Origin of the sequence: Klebsiella sp. NPDC088457 (assembly GCF_044900465.1) — a bacterium.
Lineage (GTDB): Bacteria > Pseudomonadota > Gammaproteobacteria > Enterobacterales > Enterobacteriaceae > Klebsiella.
This window is the reverse complement of the sequence record NZ_JBJDNH010000021.1, coordinates 57,533-79,969: the sequence shown is the minus strand read 5'-3', so window position 1 is coordinate 79,969 and position 22,437 is coordinate 57,533. Positions and strand designations below refer to the sequence as shown.

22 protein-coding genes are annotated in these 22,437 nt (G+C 58.0%); 17 read left to right on the top strand and 5 right to left on the bottom strand.

The window, feature by feature from the left end; all coding sequences use genetic code 11:
* Positions 1-15 precede the first annotated feature (15 nt).
* Positions 16-1,608 carry a cyclic peptide export ABC transporter gene (locus ACI2JR_RS15100; RefSeq protein WP_462478887.1) on the top strand — a complete coding sequence of 531 codons (1,593 nt, stop codon included), beginning with the start codon at positions 16-18 and terminating at the stop codon, positions 1,606-1,608.
* Between the two features lie 78 nt (positions 1,609-1,686).
* Here ACI2JR_RS15100 and ACI2JR_RS15095 read toward each other — a convergent pair whose 3' ends face one another.
* Entirely contained in the window at positions 1,687-2,448 is a 762-nt protein-coding gene (locus ACI2JR_RS15095) for a transporter substrate-binding domain-containing protein (RefSeq protein ID WP_462478886.1), read from the bottom strand.
* A gap of 315 nt (positions 2,449-2,763) precedes the next feature.
* Here ACI2JR_RS15095 and ACI2JR_RS15090 point away from each other — a divergent pair, with 315 nt between their 5' ends.
* Genes ACI2JR_RS15090 through ACI2JR_RS15060 form a run of 7 tightly spaced genes read left to right on the top strand, consistent with a single transcriptional unit; the run spans position 2,764 to position 9,727 of the window.
* Positions 2,764-3,633 carry a MurR/RpiR family transcriptional regulator gene (locus ACI2JR_RS15090; protein ID WP_462478885.1) on the top strand — a complete coding sequence of 290 codons (870 nt, stop codon included), beginning with the start codon at positions 2,764-2,766 and terminating at the stop codon, positions 3,631-3,633.
* Positions 3,634-3,669: 36 nt separating this feature from the next.
* Positions 3,670-4,254 (top strand): D-alanyl-D-alanine dipeptidase, encoded by a 585-nt coding sequence (gene ddpX, locus ACI2JR_RS15085; RefSeq protein ID WP_462478884.1) that lies wholly within the window; start codon positions 3,670-3,672, stop codon positions 4,252-4,254.
* Positions 4,251-5,813: an ABC transporter substrate-binding protein gene (locus ACI2JR_RS15080; protein WP_462478883.1), complete on the top strand. Its 1,563-nt coding sequence runs from the start codon at positions 4,251-4,253 to the stop codon at positions 5,811-5,813. The genes ddpX and ACI2JR_RS15080 overlap by 4 nt, the downstream gene beginning before the upstream one ends.
* 59 nt (positions 5,814-5,872) lie before the next feature.
* Positions 5,873-6,892, top strand: a complete 1,020-nt coding sequence (locus ACI2JR_RS15075; RefSeq protein WP_462478882.1) for an ABC transporter permease — start codon at positions 5,873-5,875, stop codon at positions 6,890-6,892.
* Positions 6,893-7,786: a D,D-dipeptide ABC transporter permease gene (ddpC, locus tag ACI2JR_RS15070; RefSeq protein WP_132730380.1), complete on the top strand. Its 894-nt coding sequence runs from the start codon at positions 6,893-6,895 to the stop codon at positions 7,784-7,786.
* Complete coding sequence (locus ACI2JR_RS15065) at positions 7,786-8,772, top strand: ABC transporter ATP-binding protein (RefSeq protein ID WP_462478881.1); 987 nt, start codon at positions 7,786-7,788, stop codon at positions 8,770-8,772. Before ddpC ends, ACI2JR_RS15065 begins: the two co-directional genes overlap by 1 nt.
* On the top strand, positions 8,765-9,727 hold the full coding sequence (locus ACI2JR_RS15060) for an oligopeptide/dipeptide ABC transporter ATP-binding protein (protein WP_462478880.1): 963 nt from the start codon (positions 8,765-8,767) through the stop codon (positions 9,725-9,727). The genes ACI2JR_RS15065 and ACI2JR_RS15060 overlap by 8 nt, the downstream gene beginning before the upstream one ends.
* Positions 9,728-9,798: 71 nt before the next feature.
* Here ACI2JR_RS15060 and ACI2JR_RS15055 read toward each other — a convergent pair whose 3' ends face one another.
* Positions 9,799-11,319 (bottom strand): aldehyde dehydrogenase family protein, encoded by a 1,521-nt coding sequence (locus ACI2JR_RS15055; protein WP_462478879.1) that lies wholly within the window; start codon positions 11,317-11,319, stop codon positions 9,799-9,801.
* Positions 11,320-11,569: 250 nt separating this feature from the next.
* Between ACI2JR_RS15055 and ACI2JR_RS15050 the strand changes: the two genes are divergently transcribed.
* A complete protein-coding gene (locus ACI2JR_RS15050; RefSeq protein WP_132730384.1) occupies positions 11,570-13,372 on the top strand; it encodes a sigma-54-dependent Fis family transcriptional regulator in 1,803 nt (600 codons plus the stop codon).
* Between the two features lie 179 nt (positions 13,373-13,551).
* Complete coding sequence (locus ACI2JR_RS15045) at positions 13,552-13,731, top strand: hypothetical protein (protein WP_132730385.1); 180 nt, start codon at positions 13,552-13,554, stop codon at positions 13,729-13,731.
* A 63-nt stretch (positions 13,732-13,794) separates the two neighbouring features.
* Here ACI2JR_RS15045 and stpA read toward each other — a convergent pair whose 3' ends face one another.
* The gene (gene stpA / locus ACI2JR_RS15040; protein ID WP_132730386.1) at positions 13,795-14,196 is read right to left on the bottom strand and encodes a DNA-binding protein StpA; all 402 of its coding nucleotides are present in this window, start codon (positions 14,194-14,196) and stop codon (positions 13,795-13,797) included.
* A 715-nt stretch (positions 14,197-14,911) separates the two neighbouring features.
* On the opposite strand from stpA, the gene alaE reads away from it, so the two are divergent.
* Positions 14,912-15,361 carry an L-alanine exporter AlaE gene (gene alaE / locus ACI2JR_RS15035; protein WP_132730388.1) on the top strand — a complete coding sequence of 150 codons (450 nt, stop codon included), beginning with the start codon at positions 14,912-14,914 and terminating at the stop codon, positions 15,359-15,361.
* A 76-nt stretch (positions 15,362-15,437) separates the two neighbouring features.
* Here the strand turns inward: alaE and ACI2JR_RS15030 are convergent, their stop codons facing one another.
* A complete protein-coding gene (locus tag ACI2JR_RS15030) occupies positions 15,438-15,800 on the bottom strand; it encodes a DUF2002 family protein (protein WP_132730601.1) in 363 nt (120 codons plus the stop codon).
* Between the two features lie 150 nt (positions 15,801-15,950).
* On the opposite strand from ACI2JR_RS15030, the gene ACI2JR_RS15025 reads away from it, so the two are divergent.
* Positions 15,951-16,277, top strand: a complete 327-nt coding sequence (locus tag ACI2JR_RS15025; protein WP_132730602.1) for a DUF883 family protein — start codon at positions 15,951-15,953, stop codon at positions 16,275-16,277.
* Positions 16,278-16,429: 152 nt separating this feature from the next.
* Here the strand turns inward: ACI2JR_RS15025 and ACI2JR_RS15020 are convergent, their stop codons facing one another.
* On the bottom strand, positions 16,430-17,791 hold the full coding sequence (locus tag ACI2JR_RS15020; protein WP_132730389.1) for a MocR-like pyridoxine biosynthesis transcription factor PdxR: 1,362 nt from the start codon (positions 17,789-17,791) through the stop codon (positions 16,430-16,432).
* Between the two features lie 110 nt (positions 17,792-17,901).
* On the opposite strand from ACI2JR_RS15020, the gene ACI2JR_RS15015 reads away from it, so the two are divergent.
* The 5 genes from ACI2JR_RS15015 to nrdF all read left to right on the top strand — a co-directional run bounded on the left by ACI2JR_RS15015 (position 17,902) and on the right by nrdF (position 22,256).
* Positions 17,902-18,333 (top strand): carboxymuconolactone decarboxylase family protein, encoded by a 432-nt coding sequence (locus tag ACI2JR_RS15015; RefSeq protein ID WP_132730390.1) that lies wholly within the window; start codon positions 17,902-17,904, stop codon positions 18,331-18,333.
* A gap of 183 nt (positions 18,334-18,516) precedes the next feature.
* The gene (nrdH, locus tag ACI2JR_RS15010; protein WP_132730391.1) at positions 18,517-18,759 is read left to right on the top strand and encodes a glutaredoxin-like protein NrdH; all 243 of its coding nucleotides are present in this window, start codon (positions 18,517-18,519) and stop codon (positions 18,757-18,759) included.
* Positions 18,756-19,166, top strand: coding sequence for a class Ib ribonucleoside-diphosphate reductase assembly flavoprotein NrdI (gene nrdI, locus ACI2JR_RS15005; RefSeq protein WP_462478878.1), 411 nt, complete (start codon positions 18,756-18,758; stop codon positions 19,164-19,166). The genes nrdH and nrdI overlap by 4 nt, the downstream gene beginning before the upstream one ends.
* Positions 19,139-21,283 carry a class 1b ribonucleoside-diphosphate reductase subunit alpha gene (gene nrdE, locus ACI2JR_RS15000; protein WP_462478877.1) on the top strand — a complete coding sequence of 715 codons (2,145 nt, stop codon included), beginning with the start codon at positions 19,139-19,141 and terminating at the stop codon, positions 21,281-21,283. Before nrdI ends, nrdE begins: the two co-directional genes overlap by 28 nt.
* 10 nt (positions 21,284-21,293) lie before the next feature.
* On the top strand, positions 21,294-22,256 hold the full coding sequence (nrdF, locus tag ACI2JR_RS14995; RefSeq protein WP_132730394.1) for a class 1b ribonucleoside-diphosphate reductase subunit beta: 963 nt from the start codon (positions 21,294-21,296) through the stop codon (positions 22,254-22,256).
* The last annotated feature ends 181 nt before the right edge of the window (positions 22,257-22,437 follow it).

The window sequence follows — 22,437 nt, the reverse complement described above, 5'->3', positions numbered from 1 at the left end:
AAAAAGGAATTCCGCATGTCGGTTCTATTGATGTTGTTTCGTATGGTCGGCGGCTGGCTGCTGCTGGCGGTGGTTGCCGGGTTAATCAGCGGTTTTAGCAATGCATCGCTGCTGGCGATGATTAACCACAGCCTGACGCTGCCCCAGGCGCAAAGCGGGCTCGGCCCGGGGGTACAGTTTGCGCTGCTGGCCCTGCTGATGCTGGCGACCCGGGTGATTTCGCAGACCACTTTTATGTATCTCGGGCAGAAAGTGAAAGCGCGGCTACGTGGCGAACTGACCCGGCACGTCAGCGAGACCCGCTGGCTGGCGCTGGAGCGCGCCGGGATGGCGAAAACGGTGTCGGTGCTGACCCAGGATCTCGATACTCTGGTGGTGTTTTTCGTCAGCCTGCCGAATCTGTTTATCTATGGCGCGGTGATCGTCGGCTGCCTGGTTTATCTCGCCACCCTCTCGGTTGGCGTCCTCGCGCTGGCGCTGGCCGCCATCGCCCTAGGCACCCTCGGCTATCGCGCCGCCCACGGCCGGGCCATCGGTCTGCTGCGTCAGTCGCGGCAGCGAGAAGACACCCTGATTCAGCAGTGCAAAAAGCTGTTCGATGGCGGGCGCGAGTACCGGCTGAATGCCTCCCGCCGCCGTCAGTTTGTCTATGGCGAGCTGGCTGACAATATTGAGGCCGTCCGCCAGGAGCGTACCCGCGGCTATATCCTGTACGGACTGGCCACCAGCTGGGGCAGCATTCTGTTTTTTGCCTTTATCGGCCTGGTGCTCTTCGGCCTGCGCGAGTCGCTGACGCTTTCGCCGACGGTGATCACCGGCTATGTCATGATCTTCCTCTACATGATTGTTCCGGTTGAAGGGGTACTGTCGTCGCTGCCGACCATCGCCAGCGCCCGGGTGGCGCTGCAGCGGGTCCAGCAGCTACGTGACGACCTGCCGCCGGAGCGGCCGCAGCGCCGCTTGCCAGCGGAGCCTTTTCGCTCTCTGACGCTAAGCGAGGTGCGCTATCAATACCAGGGGGAGGACGGCGAACGCTTTACCCTCGGGCCGTTGAATATGCAGTTTACCCCCGGCGAGCTGGTGTTTGTCGTCGGTGGCAACGGCAGCGGCAAAACCACCCTCGCCAATCTGCTGGTGGGCCTTTATCCGCCGGACAGCGGGGCTATTTTGCTGAACGGCCACCCCGTTGCCGCCGACCAGCAGGAGGCCTATCGCCAGCTGTTCTCGGCGGTATTCAGCGACTTTTACCTGTTCGACGACGTGGCGTTTGTGCATGAACGAACGCCAGAGCAGGTTAACCGTCTGCTGCAGTTGCTTAAGCTCAGCCATAAAGTGCGCTTTCAGGACGGGCGCTTCTCCACCACCGCCCTCTCGCAGGGGCAGCGGAAACGGCTGGCGCTCCTGCAGGCGTGGCTGGAGGAGCGGCCGCTGTACCTGTTCGATGAGTGGGCCGCCGATCAGGACCCGGAGTTCAAAGCGGTGTTTTACCTTGAACTGCTGCCAATGCTGAAGGCCGAAGGCAAAACCATCATCGCGATTACCCACGACGACCGCTATTTTCACCTGGCGGATCGGCTGATTAAGCTGGAGTCGGGGCAGATGATTTAGCCCGCATTCTGCCGGCGAGAAATGCGGCCTGTTCGCCAGCTGCACCTTGCCGGCCGGCAAGGTGTTCGCCGCCGGCGCCTATTCGTTAATCTTCCACTTTTGTTTGAGGATATTTTTATCCTGGCTATCCAGCCACTGGTTGACCTTCTCCAGCAGCGGCTGATTATCTTTGCTCATCATATAGACTTTAAAGCTGGCGGTCCCCGGAAACGGCTTATCGGTCGCGACGCAAAAGACGCCGGGCTCTTTGTTCGCGTAATAGACTCCCTCAATCAGGTCGGTAACCATCATATCGGCGGTTTTCTTGCGCAGCGCGTCGAGGTTATCGACGTTATTTTTCACCCGAACGATCTGCGCATGTTTGATATGGGCATCAACATAGCTTTGGTTGGTGCCGCCGGGATTCACAATCACCTTCACATTCGGCCGGTCTATCTTTTCGAGGCTACCCAGCGCCGGCGCCGCCATACAGTTGGCGAGAGCGATTTTTCCGTTTGCCACCACCGGATGGCTTAAGGCGAAATCGTTAGCCCGCTGCGGGGTTTCGGTGACGCCCCCCATGGCGATATCAAATTTATCGGCCTTCAGGTCTTCAGAAAGCGTCGGCCAGCTGGTGAGCACAAAGGTGACCTTGAGGCCCAGTTTCTGACCAAGGTCTTTTGCCATATCCACGTCATACCCCCGCAGCTCCCCGGCTTCGTTGCGATACGCCAGCGGCGCGTAATCTCCCGGCACCCCGACCTTCAGCTCGCCGCTGTGTTGAATTGCCTGCATATCGCGCGCCTGGCTGCTGCAGGCGAGGCTGGCGAATATCAGGGCAATACAGACCTTTACGTTCATACCATCGTCCTTATTAATGAGTCAGTTACGTTAACTCTGCGTGAAATACATCCGCCTGTTTTCATTTTTTGCCGGCGGATATTCATGACAACTTTGTTAACCATATGTTTTATTTTTGTGATGCACAACCAGGAAACGTTGCACCTTCATTGTGCATATTTTGCTGAAAATCTACGCTCATCATTCGCCTGCCTCCAGCCTTTTCCCTGCAATACCGCTAATGACGGTGTTCCGCAAGAGCTGGCATGCATCGTGCTTTGTTAGCTGAGTAACACAATGATGGTCCATGAGAGCGAAATATCATTGAGGGCGAGTATGAACGAGAGCGACGGGCTGTTTCGCATCATCGAATCGACATTTAACCAGCTTACGCCGAGCGAAAAGCGCATCGGCAGCTGGCTGCTGAGCCATCGACAGCATATTCCCTTTGAGACGGCCGACAGCATTGCCCAGGCGACCGGGACCAGCGGGATCACCGTCGGCCGCTACCTGCGCAAGCTCGGCTACCGTAACCTCGACGATGTCAAAAACAGCCTGAAAGATCGTGCGCCGGTGCCCTATAAACATTGGGGCGTTATCGACCGCCTCGACTTCTGGGCGCAGCAGCAAACGCAGCCCGATCGCGCCAGCCTGTCGCTGCAGATGGAGCTGGATGCTATCCGCTATGTTTACCAGCTGGCGCAGGAAGAGACCTTCGCCCGGGTCAGCGAGCAGATTGCGCAAGCCGATGCGGTGATGGTGCTCGGCATCCAGTCGACGCGCGGCCTTGCCAACACTTTTTTTAGCCATCTCGAATATTTGCGCCCGCGCGTGACCTATGCCGACGGCAGCTCCGGTAGCTGGCTGGAGTCCCTGAACTCCGAATATGAACGCCCCTATATCGTCCTTACCGATACCCGCGCCTACTCCAGCGCCGCCCGCCAGTTCTGTCGGGTGGCCGCCGACCGCGGTATCGCGACCGCGCTGGTCACCGATATCTGGTGCCCGTGGGCCCGCGACTATCCGTTCGACCTGCTACAGGTTAAAACCGATACCGGTCATTTCTGGGACTCTCTCGCGCCCATCAGCTGCCTTTTCAACCTGCTGCTCTCTGCGGTCGTTGAACGCCTCGGTCCGTCGCTGTCGCGGCGTCTGGCGGAGAACCGGGCGCTACAGCAGGAATTTGGTCAATTTGAACGTGAATAAGCGCCTGCTCGCAGGCTCCAGGACAGGAAATAACAGATGAATCAGCAACTCACCCTGGTCGATATCCGCGCGCGGTTCCCGGCGCTCCCTATCGATCTCAAGTACGCCAGCGCTGATAACATTACCGGTCAGCCGATTTATAGCGAAGCCCGCTGCCTGCTGCACCCGGACGCGGCGGCGGCGTTGGAAAAGTCGCTGCACATTGCGCAACGGGCTGGCCTGACGCTGCTGGTTCTCGATGCCTATCGCCCGCAGCAGGCACAGCAGCTGCTGTGGAACGCCTGCCCGAACCAGGATTACGTGGTGCCGATTGCGCTGGGGTCGAACCACAGCCGCGGTACCGCTATCGACGTGACGTTGCTCGATGAAAACGGCCAGCCGCTGGATATGGGCACCGCCTTCGATGAGATGAACGACCTGTCTCACCCTTACCATCCGGCGGTCCCCCAGTCCGCTCAGCGTAACCGCCTGCTGCTGAACGCCATTATGTTTGGCGGCGGCTTTAAGGGCATTTCCACGGAATGGTGGCACTTCGAATTACCGGACGCGGCCGGTTATCCGCTCCTTGACGATGTTTTCGCCTGCCTGTCCCCAGCCAAGACTGACGGAGTAATTCCATGAAAATGATTCGCACCCCATCCGTAGCTTCTCGCCCACTGCTGCTGGCCGTCGCGCTGGCGGCGGCCGTCGCTCCGACCTATGCCGCGGTCCCTAAAGATATGCTGGCGATCGGCAAAGCCGCCGATCCGCAGACCCTCGACCCGGCCGTCACCATTGATAACAACGACTGGACGGTTACCTATCCGGCCTATCAGCGGTTGGTGAAATATAAAACCGACGAGGGGAAAGGCTCTACGGACGTCGAAGGCGAGCTGGCCGAAAGCTGGCAGGTCTCTGATGACGGTAAAACCTGGACCTTTACGCTGCACAAAAGCATGCAATTCGATGACGGTTCACCGGTGACCGCCGAGGCGGTCAAACTCTCGTTTGAACGGCTGATGCGCATTAAGCAAGGCCCTTCGGAAGCCTTCCCCACTGGGCTGAAAATTGATGCCGTGGACCCGACGACGGTACGCTTCACCCTGCCGGAGGCCTTCGCTCCGTTCCTCCATACTCTCGCTAATGACGGCGCGTCGATCGTCAATCCGGCGGTCCTGAAGGCCCACGCCGCCGACGACGCCCGCGGCTGGCTGGCGGAACACACCGCCGGCTCCGGCGCCTATATGCTGCAACGCTGGCAAAAAGGCCAGCAGCTGGTGCTGGTGCCCAACCCGCACTATAGCGGCCTGAAACCAACCTTTAAGCGGGTGACGGTGAAAATTATCGGTGAAAGCTCCGCCCGTCGTCTGCAGTTGACCAAGGGCGATCTGGATATCGCCGATGCGCTGCCGGTAGACCAGTTCGCGGCGCTGAAGAAGGAGGATAACGTCGCGGTGTATGACTATCCGGCGCTGCGCGTGACCTACCTGTACCTCAACAACAGTAAAGCGCCGATGAACCAGGTCGATTTACGTCGCGCAGTCTCCTGGGCCACCGATTATAAAGGGATGGTCAGCGGGATCCTCGGCGGTAACGGTAAACAGATGCGCGGCCCGATCCCTGACGGCATGTGGGGCTTCGACGCCAGCACCATGCAGTATTCCCTCGATATGGACAAAGCCAAAGCGGCGCTGGCCAAGGTGGCGGATAAACCGAAAACCCTGTCATTCCTCTACTCCGATAATGACCCTAACTGGGAGCCGATCGCGCTCTCCACCCAGGCCAACCTGCAGGCGCTGGGGATCACGGTGAAGCTCGAAAAACTGGCTAACGCCACCATGCGCGAGCGGATTGGTAAAGGGGATTACGACATCGCCATCGGTAACTGGAGCCCGGATTTCGCCGACCCCTACATGTTCATGAACTACTGGTTTGAGTCGGATAAGAAGGGGCTGCCGGGTAACCGCGCGTTCTATGTCAACCCGCAGGTTGACGCGCTGCTCAAGCAGGCCGTCTCCACCACCGATCAGGCGCAACGCACCAAAGATTATCAGGCGGTGCAGAAAACGGTGATCGATGAGGCCGCCTATGTCTATCTGTTCCAGAAAAACTACCAGGTGGCGATGAACAAAGAGGTCAAAGACTTCGTCTTTAACCCGATGCTCGAACAGATCTTCAATATTGCCGAAATGCACAAATAGCGCGCCGTATCTTAACCTTGTCATGCCGGGCCGTCGCAGGCCCGGCAGAGGACGTCATCATGAGTTTCTGGGGTTTAATCCGACAACGCAGCTGGGGGCTGATCCTCGTCGTCGCCGGCGTATGCGTGATCACCTTTATTATTTCGCACCTCATTCCCGGCGACCCGGCGCGGCTGCTGGCAGGCGACCGCGCGAGCGATGAAATCGTGCAGCATATCCGCCAGCAGCTGGGGCTGGATTTGCCGTTATGGCAGCAATTTTTTCACTATGTCGGCGCGCTGTTGCACGGCGACCTGGGGACCTCCATCCGTACCGGCCGTCCGGTGCTGGAAGATTTAAAAACCTTTTTCCCGGCGACCCTGGAACTGGCGATCTGCGCCCTGTTTATCGCGCTGGTGGTCGGCATTCCGCTGGGCGTGCTCTCGGCGGTATACCGCAACCGCTGGACCGATCATCTGGTGCGCCTGATGGCGCTGACCGGAATTTCCACCCCGGCGTTCTGGCTGGGTCTGGGGGTGATCGTGCTGTTTTACGGCAAGCTGAACTGGCTGCCGGGGAGCGGACGGCTTGACGACTGGTTTGACCCACCGACCCACATAAGCGGTTTTTATCTGCTTGACGCGCTGCTGGAAGGGAACCTCGAGGTCTTCTTTAACGCCCTGCAGCATCTGATTCTCCCCGCCGCCACGCTGGCCTTCGTTCATCTGGGGATTGTCGCCCGGCAAATTCGTTCCGCCATGCTGGAACAGCTCAGCGAAGACTACATCCGCACCGCGCTGGCCAGCGGCCTGCCGAAGTGGACCATCATCATACGCTATGCCCTGCCTAACGCGCTGATCCCGTCGGTTACCGTGCTCGGGCTGGCGCTGGGGGATCTGCTGTACGGCGCGGTGCTGACCGAAACCGTCTTTGCCTGGCCCGGGATGGGGGCCTACGTGGTCTCCTCAATTCAGGCGCTCGATTTTCCGGCGGTGATGGGATTCGCCGTGGTGGTGTCATTTGCCTACGTGCTGGTCAACCTGCTCGTCGACCTGCTCTATTTGTGGATAGACCCGCGTATGGGTCGGGGAGAAAACTAAGTGATGATAACTCAGGAGCGCCCCGGCGTTATTGCCAAAAGCGGCCGCAGCCACGTGTGGAAGCGCCGCCTGTGGCTGGTGCGTAAAAGCCCGCTGACGCTGATCGGCGGCGCCATTATGTTGATCATGCTGTTCCTGATGATCTTCTCGCCGTGGCTGGTCCCTCACGATCCCAACGCCATCGATCTCACCGTCCGCCTGCAGGCGCCGTCGCTGAACCACTGGTTTGGCACCGACGAAGTGGGGCGGGATCTGTTCAGTCGGGTGCTGATCGGCAGCCAGCAATCGATCGCCGCCGGACTGGCGGTGGTGCTGATCGCCGGGATCAGCGGCTCGCTGCTGGGCTGTCTTTCCGGGGTCCTCGGTGGGCGCAGCGATGCGCTGATCATGCGGCTGATGGATATTATGCTGTCGATCCCTTCGCTGGTGCTGACAATGGCGCTGGCCGCGGCGTTAGGCCCGAGTTTATTCAACGCGATGCTGGCGATCGCCATCGTGCGGATCCCGTTTTACGTCCGCCTGGCGCGCGGACAAACGCTGGTCGTGCGTCAGCATAGCTTCGTTGAGGCTTCCGTGACCTTCGGCGCCTCCCGCTGGCACCTGATCAGCTGGCATATCCTGCGCAATGCCCTGCCGCCGCTGGTGGTACAAGCTTCGCTGGATATCGGCAGCGCCATTCTGATGGCGGCGACGTTAGGCTTTATCGGCCTTGGCGCCCAGCAGCCGACCGCCGAATGGGGCGCCATGGTAGCAAACGGCCGTAATTATGTTCTCGATCAGTGGTGGTACTGCGCCTTCCCGGGCGCGGCGATCCTGATCACCGCCGTCGGGTTTAATCTCTTTGGTGATGGGATCCAGGATTTACTGGATCCGAAATCAGGAGGGCGCAGTTAATGAGCAGCCGGGTTCTGACTATCGATAACGTCCGTTTGAGTTTTCCCGTCTACCAGGGCGAAGTGCATGTCCTGAATGCGGTCTCGATGCATATTGACCGCGGTGAAATTGTTGGCGTGGTGGGCGAATCCGGTTCCGGTAAATCCGTCACCGCGATGCTCGCGATGCGCCTGCTGCCGCCGGCAAGCTATCAGATTCACAGCGGCCAGGTGACTCTGCTGGGCAACGATATTCTGCAAGCATCGGAAAAAGAGATGCGCGATATTCGCGGGCGCAAAGTGGCGATGATTTTTCAGGAACCGATGACCGCGCTGAACCCGACGCGACGGATCGGCAAACAGATGGTGGACGTTATCCGCCAGCATCGCCCGCTCTCCGCCCGCGCGGCGCGCGCCAGGGCGGTCGCGCTGCTGGCCGATATGCAGATCGCCGACCCGCAGCGGGTGATGGAACGCTACCCTTTCGAACTGTCCGGCGGGATGCGCCAGCGGGTGATGATCGCCATCGCCTTTTCCTGCGAACCTGACCTGCTGATTGCCGACGAGCCCACCACCGCGCTGGACGTCACGGTGCAACGCCAGGTGCTGCGTCTGTTAAAACAGAAAGCGCAGGCTACGGGAACGGCAGTGCTGTTTATCAGCCACGACATGGCGGTGGTCTCCCAGGTCTGCGATCGGCTGTACGTCATGTATGCCGGGGTGGTCATCGAAAGCGGCATGACCGCACAGGTGCTGCATCATCCCCTGCACCCTTACTCGGTAGGCCTGCTCAACAGCGCGCCGGATAACGGCGCGCCGCGATCGCTGCTGCGCTCGATTCCCGGAACGGTGCCGAATCTGGCGCATCTGCCGGGCGGCTGCGCCTTTCGTGAACGCTGCTTCGCCGCCGGCGAGGCCTGCGCAATCACTCCGCCGCTGCGCCCGATAGCGCAAACCGGGCAGGAAGCGGCCTGCTGGTATCCTCAACTGGAGAAGGCGCATGTCTGAGATGCTATTAAAACTGAGCGACGTCCATCTTAACTTCCCGGCGCGCAAGAACTGGCGCGGGAAAGTCGTCGAACGCGTGTATGCGCTAAATGGGCTGGATATCACGGCATATCGCGGAGAAACGTTGGGTATCGTCGGCGAATCGGGCTGCGGAAAGAGTACCCTGGCGAAGCTGCTGATGGGGATGCTTAAACCCTCTTCCGGGCAGTTTGAACGCCGCAAAACCGCCGATGCCGGGCACGCCAGCGGGAGAATGCAGATGGTCTTTCAGGACCCGCTCTCCTCGCTGGATCCGCGGCTTCCCGTCTGGCGAACCATCACCGAGCCGGTATGGATCCAGTCCCGGCCCAGCGAGAAGGCGCGGCGCGAGCTGGCGGAACGACTGGCGCTGCAGGTTGGCCTGCGTCCGGAGTATCTCGATCGCCTCCCGCACGCCTTTTCCGGCGGCCAGCGTCAGCGCATTGCGATTGCCCGCGCGCTGTCGGCGAAGCCGGACATTATCGTGCTCGATGAACCTACCTCGGCGCTGGATATTTCGGTACAGGCGCAGATCCTGAATCTGCTGGTCGAGCTGCAAAAACAGCAGAACCTGACCTATGTCCTGATCTCCCATAACGTTTCCGTCGTGCGCCATATGAGCGACCGCGTGGCGGTGATGTATCTCGGGCAAATCGTCGAGATGGGGGCGGCGCGCCAGGTCCTCGACGCCCCGGCTCATCCCTATACCCGGCTGCTGATGGAGTCGGTGCCGCGTATCGGCTCGGCGTTAGGGGAAGCGCCACGTAATACCGAACTGCCCGGCAACCGTCATCTACCGGAGGGCTGCTACTTTCGCGAGCGTTGCCCCTTCGCCAGCGCAGGCTGTGAAAAACCGCAGCCGCTGCGCGCGCTGGCCAACGGGGCCTCGGCCCGCTGCTGGAAAGCGGAAGCGATTGCCAGCGGCGCTGCAAACTAAAAAACCCGCCACCTTACGCGCAGGTGGCGGGTTTTATCTGCCGCTCACACGGTGAACGAACAGATGGTCAATCAGAACAGGCCGAGCGGCGCGGTCCCGTAGCTGACCAGCAGGTTTTTGGTTTGCTGATAGGCGTCGAGGGCCATTTTGTGGGTTTCACGGCCAACCCCCGACTGCTTATACCCGCCAAAGGCAGCGTGAGCCGGGTAAACGTGATAACAGTTGGTCCAGACGCGACCGGCTTTAATTCCACGCCCCATGCGATACGCCAGGTTGCTATCGCGGGTCCAGACCCCTGCGCCGAGACCAAACTGGGTCTCATTAGCGATCGCCAGCGCTTGCGCTTCATCCTTAAAGGTGGTGATACCAATCACCGGGCCGAAAATCTCTTCCTGGAAGCTCCGCATGTCGTTGCGACCTTTAATCAGGGTCGGTTGAATGTAGTAGCCGCTATCCAGCTCTGCGGTAATGCTGGCGCGCTCGCCGCCGGTCAGGATCTGGCCGCCTTCCTCCCGGGCAATATTGATGTACGACAGGATTTTATCGAACTGCTGGCGTGAGGCCTGAGCGCCGATCATCGTATCGGTGTCAAAGGGGTCGCCCCGGCGAATCTGAGCCACTTTCGCCATCACCCGTTCCATAAACGGCTCGTAGATAGACTCATGGATCAGCGCGCGCGACGGGCAGGTACATACCTCGCCCTGGTTGAAGAAGCCGAGAACCAGCCCTTCCACCGCCTTCTCGATAAACTCCTCTTCGCCGTCCATCACGTCGGCAAAATAGATGTTCGGCGATTTGCCGCCCAGCTCAACGGTACATGGGATAATGTTTTCCGCCGCGCAGGCCAGAATATGCCGCCCGACCGGGGTAGAGCCGGTAAAAGCAATCTTGGCAATGCGCTTGCTGGTCGCCAGCGCCTCGCCGGCTTCCTTCCCGAAACCTTGTACTACGTTCAGTACCCCCGGCGGGAAGAGATCGCCGATAATCTCCAGCAGGAGCGTGATGCTCAGCGGCGTCTGTTCCGCCGGTTTAAGCACCACGCAGTTTCCCGCCGCCAGCGCCGGGGCCAGCTTCCACGCCGCCATCAGCAGCGGGAAGTTCCACGGAATAATTTGCCCGACCACGCCCAGCGGTTCGTGGAAGTGATAGGCCACGGTGGTTTCATCAATTTCCGCCGTGCTCCCCTCCTGGGCGCGCAGACAGCCGGCAAAATAGCGGAAGTGATCCACCGCCAGCGGCAGATCGGCATTCAGCGTCTCGCGAACCGGTTTACCGTTATCCCAGCTTTCCGCTATCGCCAGATACTCCAGGTTTTCCTGAATGCGATCGGCCACCTGTAACAGCAGGTTCGAGCGCTGCTGTACCGACGTTTTGCCCCAGGCCTCTGCCGCACGGTGCGCGGCATCAAGGGCAAAGTCGATATCTTTGGCATCAGAGCGGGGAAATTGTGCAATGTCGCTCCCGTCCACTGGGGAGGTATTCATAAAGTATTCGCCGCCGAGCGGCTCGACAAATTTGCCGTCAATATAGTTACCGTAAGCGGACTTGAATGAAACCAGGGCGCCCGGCTTGCCAGGATGTGCATAACGCATCGCAATCTCCTTCTGTAGGGTTGAGGCGCAGCGGCGTATTGGTCTTTTGCTGTTGCCTGCTGCACAGAAGCTAATGCAGGGCTTATGCCAGATTTGTGGGTGGATAAAATAAATATATTATTCAATGTGTTGTTAGCTACACCTTCTCTTCCTCAGCACCGAATGTCGCTTATGTGTCGCAAATCGCAACACATAAGAAACTATAAAGCTACAATGTTGCAACATAGCAAAATCGACCATGAGGTGCTCCGTGCGAGGCAATTCGTTTACCCTCGATCCCGAGGTGAAAACCAATCCGTTGCTCAGCGATTCCTGGTTTCGGAGCCAGCGGTATGGCCTGGAACCGACCACGGATGATTTTCCTCGCCTGCGCGCCAGCGAGCTGGCGGATGCGCTGGCCAGCCATACCCAGCTACAGCAGCTTACGCAGCCGGTGGTTAACACCCTGTCACGCAAGGTGGCCGACCTCCAGTCGGTGGTGATCCTCTCTGACGCCAGCGGCCTGGTACTGCAAACCTTTGGCAATATGCACGCCATGCAGAAAGCGCAGAGTTTTGCCCTCGCTCCGGGAAACGTGTGGAGCGAAAGCGGGCGCGGCACTAACGCTATCGGTACCGCGCTGGCCATCGACGACAGCTGTGAAATCGACGGCCGCCAGCACTTTCTGACCAGCAACCAGGATCTCTATTGTGCCGCGATGCCGGTGCAGAGCCCTGACGGACAGATTGCCGGGGTGCTGGATATTTCCGGCCCGGCCCACTTCCCTCACCCCCACACCCTGGCGTGGGTGCAGGCGGCGGCAAAACAGATTGAATATCTATGGGTGAAACAGAGCTTACACCCACAGCAATGGCTGATGAGCCTGCACGCGCAGCCCCACAAACTCGATAGCGTTGAAGAGCTGCTGCTGGTCTTTTCCGATAACGTACTGACGGCCGGCAACCGGCTGGCCATGCGCGAACTGGACCTCGATAGCAAACAATTAGGGAAAATGACCTTCCAGCAGCTGTTTCCGCAGCTGGCGCAAACCGCCGTCAGCATCCCACTGCCGCTCACTACCCGGCGGCAAAGCTATTATTACCGTTTACGCGCGCCGGCCCGGAGCAGCGTGGCGGTACCGGTTCCGGCGCCGGTGTCGGTGCCGCCCCCCGCCCCCGACCTGCCTTTCACCAGCCCGCGCGAAGGGGAAAAAATGGTGCGCCTGCTCAATGCCGGCATCGCGCTATGTATTGAGGGAGAAACGGGGTGCGGGAAAGAGTTTGTCAGCCGTACGCTCCATCGGCACAGCCGCTGGCGCAGCGGTAAATTTGTGGCCATTAACTGCGCCGCCATACCGGAATCGCTGATTGAATCCGAGCTGTTTGGCTATCAGCCGGGCGCCTTCACCGGCGCCAGTAAAAACGGCTATAGCGGTAAAATTCGCGAGGCTGACGGCGGGGTGCTGTTCCTCGACGAGATCGGCGATATGCCGATGCTGCTACAGACCCGGCTGCTACGGGTACTGCAGGAAAAAGAGGTCACTCCGCTCGGCGCCAGCCAAAGTTCACCGGTCAACTTTGCGCTAATTTGCGCCACCCACCGTAACCTGACGCAGCGCGTAGCTGACGGCACGTTTCGCGAGGACCTGCTGTATCGCCTGCGTGAATTCGCACTCACCATTCCGCCGCTGCGGGAATGGCCAGCGCTGCCGGCCTTTATCCAGCAGCTGTGGCAGACGCTCGGCGCCGAACAGCGCCGCGTGCAGCTGGCGCCTGCGCTTCTGGCGCACCTGTCGCTCCAGCCCTGGCCTGGCAACGTGCGCCAGCTGCAAAGCCTGATGAAGGTGCTGCTGGCGCTGGCTGATGATGGCGACAGGCTAGACGTGGATGATTTACCCGCCGAATATCGCCCCCGCCCTGCTGTCACCCCAGCCCGTGGACTCCAGCAGCACGATGCCCAGCTGATTGCCGACACCCTGACAACCTACAACGGCAACATCAGTAAAGCGGCGCAGGCCCTGGGCGTCGCACGCAGTACGCTCTACCGCCGCGCCGCACGTAGCGGAAGAAAGTAGCGGAACGGCGTCACTGACAAGATCGCCTGCGGCAGACGAGCGAGTCACCCATCGATGTCACGCGGTGGTTGCCCGGATGCCTGCTGACGCCTACCCCTTCAGCTCAGTTGTACATTGATATTTAGCTGGGCTAAGGTGAACGTAGCGTTATTCATTCATCAGTACAGAGGAGAACAGCGATGTATTCACCAGGCGATCTGGTTCAGCCGCGCGCAGGCGGTCCAAAACTGAAGGTTGTAGCAGTCGACGAAGATCACATCGTCGTCGTACAGGCCAGCAATGAGCAGGGAGAGAAATATACTCTGAAGTCGGCTGACGTCACGCCTTATAAAGAAGAAGGCGATTTTGGCGTTTGCTAATATAAACGGTGGGTAGCCCCACCGTTATTTCCAGGCCATTATTTCGACGATCGTCGACAGCCATTAAATCAGGAAACTTTCCAGCGTTGCGCCTGCCGCTATCGCACGGGCAATCGGCTTTGGCATCCGCCCCTGACCGGTCCAGGTTTTCTCGGCACCGGAAAAATCAGTGAAACGATATTTTGCCGGGCGCGGCTGGCGTCTTTTCACCGCCTTCGGCTGACCCGCGTTCTGCGTCACCAGCTCATCAGGCGTAATGCCGTCCGCCATCATCAACTCCAGCCAGGTATTAATTTTCTCCTGGTATTCAGCTTTCTGCTCACGGGCAGCCAGCTGTTCTGAACGTTTTTCTTCAGTGACGATCCTAAGCTTTTCCAGCATTTCTTCAAGCACGTCAATGGAGAATTCACGCGACATCGCTCGCAGTGAGCGGATATTATTCAACTTCTGTAACATTAAAGACATAAATAATCAAACGATCCCAAATTGCAAATAAGACAATACTACCGGGACACTTTAATATATGAGGGTATATATTGCCACCTTTAATAGAATTAATTAAATATATTCCCCGCCAGCAACTTTAATTCAGCGACGAATGACTACGGCGCGCAGATAATTAAGACCAGGGATTAATCAGCCGGCAGTCTGAATAGAATAAAAAGCCGTCGAAATAACCTCAGCCTCTATATTACCTGTATGGTCAGCAGGTTAGCAGAATATCTTGCGCAGGCATGCCAGCCAATAGCAGGCTATAAACGAATGAACATGCACAAAAGTCGAATATGCAACTACAACAAAAAACAGAATCTAATGCTGAATTAACCGGCAAAACGGCATAAATAATTCTAAAAGCGATCTCCATCACGCTGAAACGTGCGTTCGGGCTAAAATCGCCCGTTACCTCCTCTCCGCCCTACCCGCCACGCGGCAACAGAAAAATAACAACATATTGATATATAAACAAAAAATACAAATACAGAGCGAAAGTAGCGCAAGGGACACAAAACGAGCTTCCACAGAGTATTTTATCGACAAAAAGCCAATAAATAAAAATTTATAGCTAGTTGCCACTTTCAATGCAGAGATATAATCTACGCACATCAAAACAGGCAACCCAAAACGCTGCAAAAGCGCGTATTTTTTGGCGTAACAAACTTCATTTTCGAGGAGCATACCGATGTTCTCTGCGCAGTCCCGCTTGCGTCATGCGGTAGCAGACACCTTTGCAATGGTGGTTTACTGCACCGTTGTGAACATGATGATCGAAATTTTTCTCTCCGGAATGACTTTTGAGCAGTCGTTATCTTCACGCCTGGTGGCAATTCCGGTGAACATTATTATCGCCGTTCCCTATGGCTTTTACCGCGACCGCGCAATGCGTCTGGCGCGCCATATCAGCCCTTCCGCCGGGATGAAGAATATTGCCGACGTTGTGGCCTACGTGACTTTTCAGTCGCCGGTGTACGTCGCGATTTTGTTTGCCGTGGGTGCTGACTGGCATCAAATAGCCGCAGCGGTAAGTTCCAACATCGCGGTATCGATGATGATGGGGGCGGTTTACGGTTACTTCCTCGATTACTGCCGCCGACTGTTCCGCGTCAGCACCTACCAGCAGGCGAAAGCCTGAGCCGCTAAACTATCCGCGACTGGCTCACGCCAGTCGCTGAAAATGTCCCCCGCCTCACGCCGTATCAGGCGCACGATTAGCTGTGAGACAGAGTCGGCTGCGCATCACCAAATAGTCCACTCAAAAAACGCTCAAGCGCCATCCGCGAACTGAACCCGTGTGGAATACCATAATGCTGCTGCGCTTCCCCGGCTAAATACAGCGGAAATTGCTCATAATGATCGCAGGTTTTGATATCCGACGCGGGCTCCGCCAACGAATTGCTACGCTCTTTTAAAGCCGGATGAATAATTAAAGCGGTACGCCCCATGCGCGCTTCGCGGTTCACATAAACATAATTATCGCCACGGCGATAGCCGTACGCTTTTTGCGTCACAACATCCATGGTGAAGCCGGCTTTTTCAAGAACACGCGCCACCTCATCGGGTCTTAAATACATACTCATTCCTCGTTATCTTTTACCGCACATTTACCTTACCTTATTCATCATTGGCAGTGCTTTCGGAAAATTCCAGAAACCATACTGAAAAAGCATAATTCAAAATCTTGTTCTACACTTAATGACTCAACGGAATTAAGGGAGAAAATGATGGCTAACCGTCTGAACCGCAACAATGTCGATGAAAGCGCTGAAGATATTCATAACGATGTCAGTCAATTAGCAGATTCGCTGGAAGAGGTGCTGAAATCGTGGGGCAGTGATGCGAAAGAGGAAGCTGACGTCGCACGGAAAAAAGCTCAGGCGCTGCTTAAAGAGACACGTGCCCGGCTGAATGGTAATAACCGCGTACAGCAGGCCGCCCGCGACGCCGTTGGCTGTGCCGACACCTATGTGCACGATAAACCGTGGCAAAGCGTGGGTGCCGCCGCCGCAGTTGGGCTATTTATTGGCGTATTATTGAATTTACGTCGATAATATAAACGATACATGAAGATAACAAATACGCGTCTGCCCCTGAGTGCCCTGGCACCAGGGGCTTTTTGTTGCCGCATTGCGTGCTGGCGCGAGCGGCTTTTTTAAGTCGGCCAAACCACCGTTTAGCCGAATCCCCTCCACGATCAGCGGCTTTACTCCTCACAGCCAGACAGGGCCTCTCTGAGCTGACGAACCCACTCTGCCGCCATCTCCATCGATGACACATTGGTAAAACTCACCAGTAATCCCCCCTCGCCATGGCTGTGCATTCGCCAGTCGCTCAACGCCTGCACCGCCAGCCCGGCCTGCCTTGCCCGCCGCGCCAGCGTCCGATCGTCGCCCTCCACCGTGATGACCAGCTGAATCCCCCCCAGCTGCGGGACCACGCCAAAACCGTGCGCCAGCAAAGCCGACTCCAGCCACTGTCGGCGCAGAGCATAGCTGGCGCGCATTTTCTTCAGGTGACGCCAGAAATGGCCTTCAGCAATAAAATCAGCCAGCGTCTGCTGCCACAACGTCGGGACGCTACAGCTCATCAGCGCCGCCTGCTGACGAAAGGCGGCGACCTGCGGCAGCGGCACCACCAGCCAGGCGGCGCGTAACGCCGGAAACAGCGATTTACTGAAGGTGCCGGCGTAGATCACCCGCTGCGGGGCATCGAGGCTTTTCAACGGCGGCAGCGGCTTACCCCGATAGCGAAATTCACTATCGTAATCATCTTCAATGATCCAGGCATCGCGCTGCGCCGCCCACGCCAGCAGCTGCCTGCGCCGGGTCAGCGACAGCGCTACCCCCAGCGGACTTTGGTGCGCTGGCGTCAGGAGCGCGAAATGCGCATCCGCAAAACGGCGCTGCGCCTGGTCCACGTCCATCCCGTCGTCATCCACAGGCACCGGATCGAGAAGAACTCCGTGCTGGGCAATAACCGGCCGAATCAGCGGAAACCCGGGATCTTCCACCCACATATGTTGCCCCGGCTGCGCCAGAGTACGCAGGATCAACGTCATCGATGCGGCGTAGCTGCCGGTGACCAGCACCTGCTCCGGCAGGCACTCAATACTGCGCGAAAGACGTAAATAATCGACAATCGCCCGGCGCAGACTCATCTCCCCGCACGGATCGCCGGGAGCCAGATCAAAGCGGGTTTGGGTTCGCAGCCGCCGTCCCATCACCCGCGCCCACAGCCCGCGAGGAAACAGATCCAGCGCCGGGAGGCCCATCTGAAACGGCAGCGGCGCCGTCGGGTCGCTGCCTGCCGGGAAGCGCGTCGGGGCCTCCTGCTGCGGGCTGAGGCGCTCGCTGACGAAGGTTCCCGCCTGCCCCCGCCGCTCCAGCCAGCCCTGGGCCACCAGCTCGCCCCAGGCATTTTCCACGGTCGCCCGCGACACCCCCAGCTCCTGAGCATATACCCGGCTGGCAGGCAGGCGGCTGCCGGGCGCAAGTTCCCCGCTCTCGATCGCGGATTTTAACTGCCGGGCAAGACGCTGATAGAGCGGTACCTTTTTGGCTTCCATTATGGTCTGCTTTTTTCATTAAAATATGGCTATCTTTTGCAGTCCATTATAGTGCTATTTTGCGGCGGTCTGAAAACCTATCACCTGCGGTTCTTAATGAGGAGAACATCATGAGCACACTACGTCAGCCCTACCATGAACTGAGCCCGGAAGTCTATCACGCGCTGGTACAGGCCAAAATAGCGTTGGAAAAAAGCACCCTCGAGGGTTCCCTGCTGGAACTGGTCTACCTGCGGATATCGCAGATTAATGGCTGCGCATTCTGTCTGGAGATGCACAGTAAAGCGCTGCGTAAATCCGGGGTGGCGCAGAACAAACTTGATGCGCTGGCAGGCTGGCGGGTAAGCGAACATTTCAACGCGGCCGAACAGGCGGCGCTGGCGTGGGCGGAGTCCGTTACTCACATTGCCAGCACCCATGCTGAAGATGAGGTTTACCTGCCGCTACTGGACCATTTTAGCGCCCGCCAGATCAGCGATTTGACCTTCGCCATCAGCCTGATGAACGCCTTTAACCGCCTTGCCGTCAGCATGCGCCAGTAATTTCAGACAACGCGCCCTCCCCCTCGCCGGATTGGCCGGTGAGGGCATCACTTATCTAAAAACGCTATATATTGCGTGGTTGAACTTTTAGATAACTACATCTAGTATTTCCTGAACAGTTAACCGATGGCGATCGTCGCGCCTTTTTGCGCCGTGCTGCTATCTTAAATGGAAATACGAATCATGCGCATTACTATTTACACTAAAAATGACTGCGTTCAGTGCCATGCCACAAAACGGGCGATGGAAAGCCGCGGGTTTGCCTTTGAGATGGTGAACGTCGAACACCACCCGGACGCCGCTGATATGCTGCGCGAGCAGGGTTTCCGTCAGCTGCCGGTGGTGATTGCCGGAGAAACCCGCTGGTCCGGCTTCCGCCCGGATATGATCAACCGCCTGCGGCCAGAACAGGCGGCCAGCGCATGAGTCTGATCGTCTACTTCTCCAGCAGTTCCGAAAATACGCACCGGTTCGTCCAGCGTCTGGGGCTGCCCGCAGTGCGTATTCCGCTTAACGAGCGGGAGCGCATCCAGGTAGACGACCCCTACATTCTCATCGTCCCGAGCTATGGCGGCGGCGGCACCGCCGGCGCCGTACCGCGGCAGGCGATCCGCTTTTTAAATGACCCGCATAACCGTCAGCTGATACGCGGCGTCATTGCCGCGGGCAACCGTAACTTCGGCGACGCTTACGGCCGGGCCGGCGACGTTATCGCCCAAAAGTGCGGCGTGCCGTACCTGTACCGCTTTGAGCTGATGGGCACCCCACACGATGTCGACAACGTGCGTAAAGGAGTAAGCGAATTTTGGCAACGACAACTGCAGAACGTATAACCACCGAGGCGCCGGATTTCCACGCGCTCAATGCCATGCTGAATTTGTACGACAGCAACGGCCGCATTCCGTTTGAAAAGGACCGCGAGGCGGTGGACGCCTTTATGGCGACGCATGTCGACGCTAACACCGTCTCTTTCGCCAGCCAGAACGATAAGCTGGAGTGGCTGGTCGCCGAAGGCTACTACGACGCCGGCGTTCTGGCCCGCTATGACCGCGGTTTTGTCCTCGCGCTGTTTGAGCAGGCCCACGGCTACCATTTCCGTTTCCAGACCTTTCTTGGCGCCTGGAAGTTCTATACCAGCTATACGCTGAAAACCTTCGACGGCAAACGCTACCTTGAGCATTTTGCCGATCGTACCTGTATGGTCGCCCTCACCCTCGCGCAGGGGGATGAAACCCTGGCCCGGCAGTTGACCGATGAGATCCTCAGCGGGCGCTTCCAGCCGGCCACCCCCACCTTCCTCAATGCCGGGAAGCAGCAGCGCGGCGAGCTGGTCTCCTGCTTCCTGTTGCGTATCGAAGACAATATGGAATCGATCGGTCGGGCGGTAAACTCGGCATTGCAGCTGTCAAAACGCGGCGGCGGCGTGGCGTTTTTGCTCTCCAATCTGCGTGAAGCCGGCGCCCCGATCAAGCGTATCGAAAATCAGTCCTCCGGGGTGGTGCCGGTGATGAAGATGCTCGAGGATGCTTTCTCCTACGCTAACCAGCTCGGCGCGCGTCAGGGAGCGGGGGCGGTCTATCTGCACGCCCATCATCCGGATATTCTGCGTTTCCTTGATACCAAACGGGAAAACGCCGACGAGAAAATCCGCATCAAAACCCTGTCGCTGGGGGTGGTGATTCCGGATATTACCTTCCAGCTGGCGAAAGAGGATGCGCAGATGGCGCTGTTCTCGCCCTATGACGTCGAGCGTCTGTACGGTAAACCGTTTGGCGATATCGCCGTCAGCGAGATGTACGCGCAGCTGGTCGCCGATGAGCGGGTCAGCAAGCGCTGGATCCGCGCCCGCGATCTGTTCCAGCGGCTGGCGGAAATTCAGTTTGAGTCCGGCTATCCGTACATCATGTTTGAAGATACCGTTAACCGGGCTAATCCCATTGCCGGCCGGGTCAACATGAGCAACCTGTGCTCGGAAATTTTACAGGTCAATACCCCGTCGACCTTCGATGAGAATCTCGATTACGCCAGCGTCGGTCAGGATATTTCCTGCAATCTGGGGTCGCTGAATATTGCCCACACCATGGATTCGCCGGATTTTGCCCGCACGGTCGAGGTGGCGGTGCGCGGCCTGACGGCGGTCTCTGACATGAGCGACATTCGCTCGGTGCCATCGGTGGCGGCGGGCAATGCCGCTTCCCATGCCATCGGCCTGGGTCAAATGAACCTGCACGGTTATCTGGCCCGGGAAGGGATCGCCTACGGCAGCCCGGAAGGACTGGATTTCACCAACTTCTACTTTTATACCGTCACCTGGCACGCCCTGCGCACCTCAATGCTGATGGCCCGCGAGCGCGGCCAGCATTTTGCCGGATTTAAGCAGTCGCGCTACGCCAGCGGCGAGTACTTCGCCCAGTATCTGCAGGGCGACTGGCAGCCGAAAACGGCCAAAGTCCGCGAACTGTTCGCCCGCGCCGGTATCACCCTCCCCGACCGCGAGATGTGGCGGCAGCTGCGCGACGACGTGATGCGTCACGGTCTCTATAACCGCAATCTGCAGGCGGTCCCGCCGACCGGGTCGATCTCCTATATCAACCATGCGACCTCGAGTATCCACCCGATCGTCTCGAAGATAGAGATCCGCAAAGAGGGGAAAACCGGACGGGTTTACTACCCCGCGCCGTTTATGACCAACGACAATCTGGCGCTCTATCAGGACGCCTATGAAATTGGTCCGCAGAAGATTATCGACACCTACGCCGAAGCGACGCGGCACGTCGATCAGGGGCTGTCGCTGACGCTCTTTTTCCCCGATACCGCCACCACGCGCGATATCAACAAAGCGCAGATCTACGCGTGGAAGAAAGGCATCAAGACGCTGTATTACATCCGCCTGCGCCAGCTGGCGCTGGAAGGTACTGAAATCGAAGGCTGCGTGTCCTGCGCGCTGTAAGGAGAACAGGATGACCCATTTAACGCGTATCAGCGCTATTAACTGGAACAAAATTGAGGACGATAAGGATCTGGAGGTGTGGAACCGTCTGACCAGCAACTTCTGGCTGCCGGAAAAGGTGCCGCTGTCTAACGACATTCCCGCCTGGCAGACGCTGACCCCGACGGAGCAGCAGCTCACCATCCGCGTGTTCACCGGGCTGACGCTGCTCGACACCATTCAGAACACCGCCGGCGCACCGGCGCTGATGGCCGACGCGCTAACGCCCCATGAAGAGGCGGTGCTCTCCAACGTCAGCTTTATGGAAGCGGTACACGCCCGCTCCTACAGCTCGATCTTCTCCACCTTATGCCAGACCAAAGACGTGGATGCCGCCTATGCCTGGAGTGAAGAGAATGCGCCGCTCCAGCGCAAAGCCCAGCTGATGCTGGAATATTACCAGGCGGATAATCCGTTGAAGAAGAAAATCGCCAGCGTGTTCCTTGAATCGTTCCTGTTCTATTCCGGATTCTGGCTGCCGATGTATTTTTCCAGCCGCGGCAAGATGACCAACACCGCCGACCTGATTCGCTTAATTATTCGCGACGAGGCGGTGCACGGTTATTACATCGGTTACAAATACCAGAAGGGGCTGGAAAACGTCAGCGCCGAAGAACGCGAGCAGCTGAAGAATTTCGCCCTCGATCTGCTGATGGATTTGTACGATAACGAGCTGGCCTATACCCGGGAGCTGTACGCCGACAGCGGCTGGATTGAGGAGGTTAACGCCTTCCTGTGCTATAACGCCAATAAGGCGCTGATGAACCTGGGTTATGAGGCGTTATTCCCGGCGGAAATGGCGGCGGTCAATCCGGCGATTCTGGCGGCGCTGTCACCAAACGCCGATGAAAATCACGACTTCTTCTCCGGCTCTGGCTCCTCCTACGTCATGGGAAAAACGGAAGAAACCGCCGACGACGATTGGGACTTTTAACCTTACTTTCACCAGGAAAATATTGTCCGGTTTCCTGGTGATCTATTTCACATTATTAACTTTTATCACACAAAAATCGCACCTGATATTCCGCTGAAACATTGCCGCAATATTCGGCAGAAATCCGTTGGTTTACCAATTATGCTTCCGTCATCATCAAAAAATATTACCTGCCGCTAAT

Bases quoted from the DNA above. Each gene is read 5' to 3' on its own strand.
- ACI2JR_RS15015 (WP_132730390.1), top strand. From the start codon at position 17,902: ATGAGCACACTACGTCAGCCCTACCATGAACTGAGCCCGGAAGTCTAT.
- ACI2JR_RS15045 (WP_132730385.1), top strand. From the start codon at position 13,552: ATGTATTCACCAGGCGATCTGGTTCAGCCGCGCGCAGGCGGTCCAAAA.
- stpA (WP_132730386.1), bottom strand. From the start codon at position 14,196: ATGTCTTTAATGTTACAGAAGTTGAATAATATCCGCTCACTGCGAGCG.
- ACI2JR_RS15090 (WP_462478885.1), top strand. From the start codon at position 2,764: ATGAACGAGAGCGACGGGCTGTTTCGCATCATCGAATCGACATTTAAC.
- ACI2JR_RS15095 (WP_462478886.1), bottom strand. From the start codon at position 2,448: ATGAACGTAAAGGTCTGTATTGCCCTGATATTCGCCAGCCTCGCCTGC.
- nrdF (WP_132730394.1), top strand. From the start codon at position 21,294: ATGACCCATTTAACGCGTATCAGCGCTATTAACTGGAACAAAATTGAG.
- ACI2JR_RS15060 (WP_462478880.1), top strand. From the start codon at position 8,765: ATGTCTGAGATGCTATTAAAACTGAGCGACGTCCATCTTAACTTCCCG.
- alaE (WP_132730388.1), top strand. From the start codon at position 14,912: ATGTTCTCTGCGCAGTCCCGCTTGCGTCATGCGGTAGCAGACACCTTT.
- ACI2JR_RS15065 (WP_462478881.1), top strand. From the start codon at position 7,786: ATGAGCAGCCGGGTTCTGACTATCGATAACGTCCGTTTGAGTTTTCCC.
- ACI2JR_RS15025 (WP_132730602.1), top strand. From the start codon at position 15,951: ATGGCTAACCGTCTGAACCGCAACAATGTCGATGAAAGCGCTGAAGAT.
- ACI2JR_RS15055 (WP_462478879.1), bottom strand. From the start codon at position 11,319: ATGCGTTATGCACATCCTGGCAAGCCGGGCGCCCTGGTTTCATTCAAG.
- ACI2JR_RS15080 (WP_462478883.1), top strand. From the start codon at position 4,251: ATGAAAATGATTCGCACCCCATCCGTAGCTTCTCGCCCACTGCTGCTG.
- ACI2JR_RS15030 (WP_132730601.1), bottom strand. From the start codon at position 15,800: ATGTATTTAAGACCCGATGAGGTGGCGCGTGTTCTTGAAAAAGCCGGC.
- ACI2JR_RS15075 (WP_462478882.1), top strand. From the start codon at position 5,873: ATGAGTTTCTGGGGTTTAATCCGACAACGCAGCTGGGGGCTGATCCTC.
- nrdH (WP_132730391.1), top strand. From the start codon at position 18,517: ATGCGCATTACTATTTACACTAAAAATGACTGCGTTCAGTGCCATGCC.
- ddpX (WP_462478884.1), top strand. From the start codon at position 3,670: ATGAATCAGCAACTCACCCTGGTCGATATCCGCGCGCGGTTCCCGGCG.
- ACI2JR_RS15020 (WP_132730389.1), bottom strand. From the start codon at position 17,791: ATGGAAGCCAAAAAGGTACCGCTCTATCAGCGTCTTGCCCGGCAGTTA.
- ACI2JR_RS15100 (WP_462478887.1), top strand. From the start codon at position 16: ATGTCGGTTCTATTGATGTTGTTTCGTATGGTCGGCGGCTGGCTGCTG.
- nrdI (WP_462478878.1), top strand. From the start codon at position 18,756: ATGAGTCTGATCGTCTACTTCTCCAGCAGTTCCGAAAATACGCACCGG.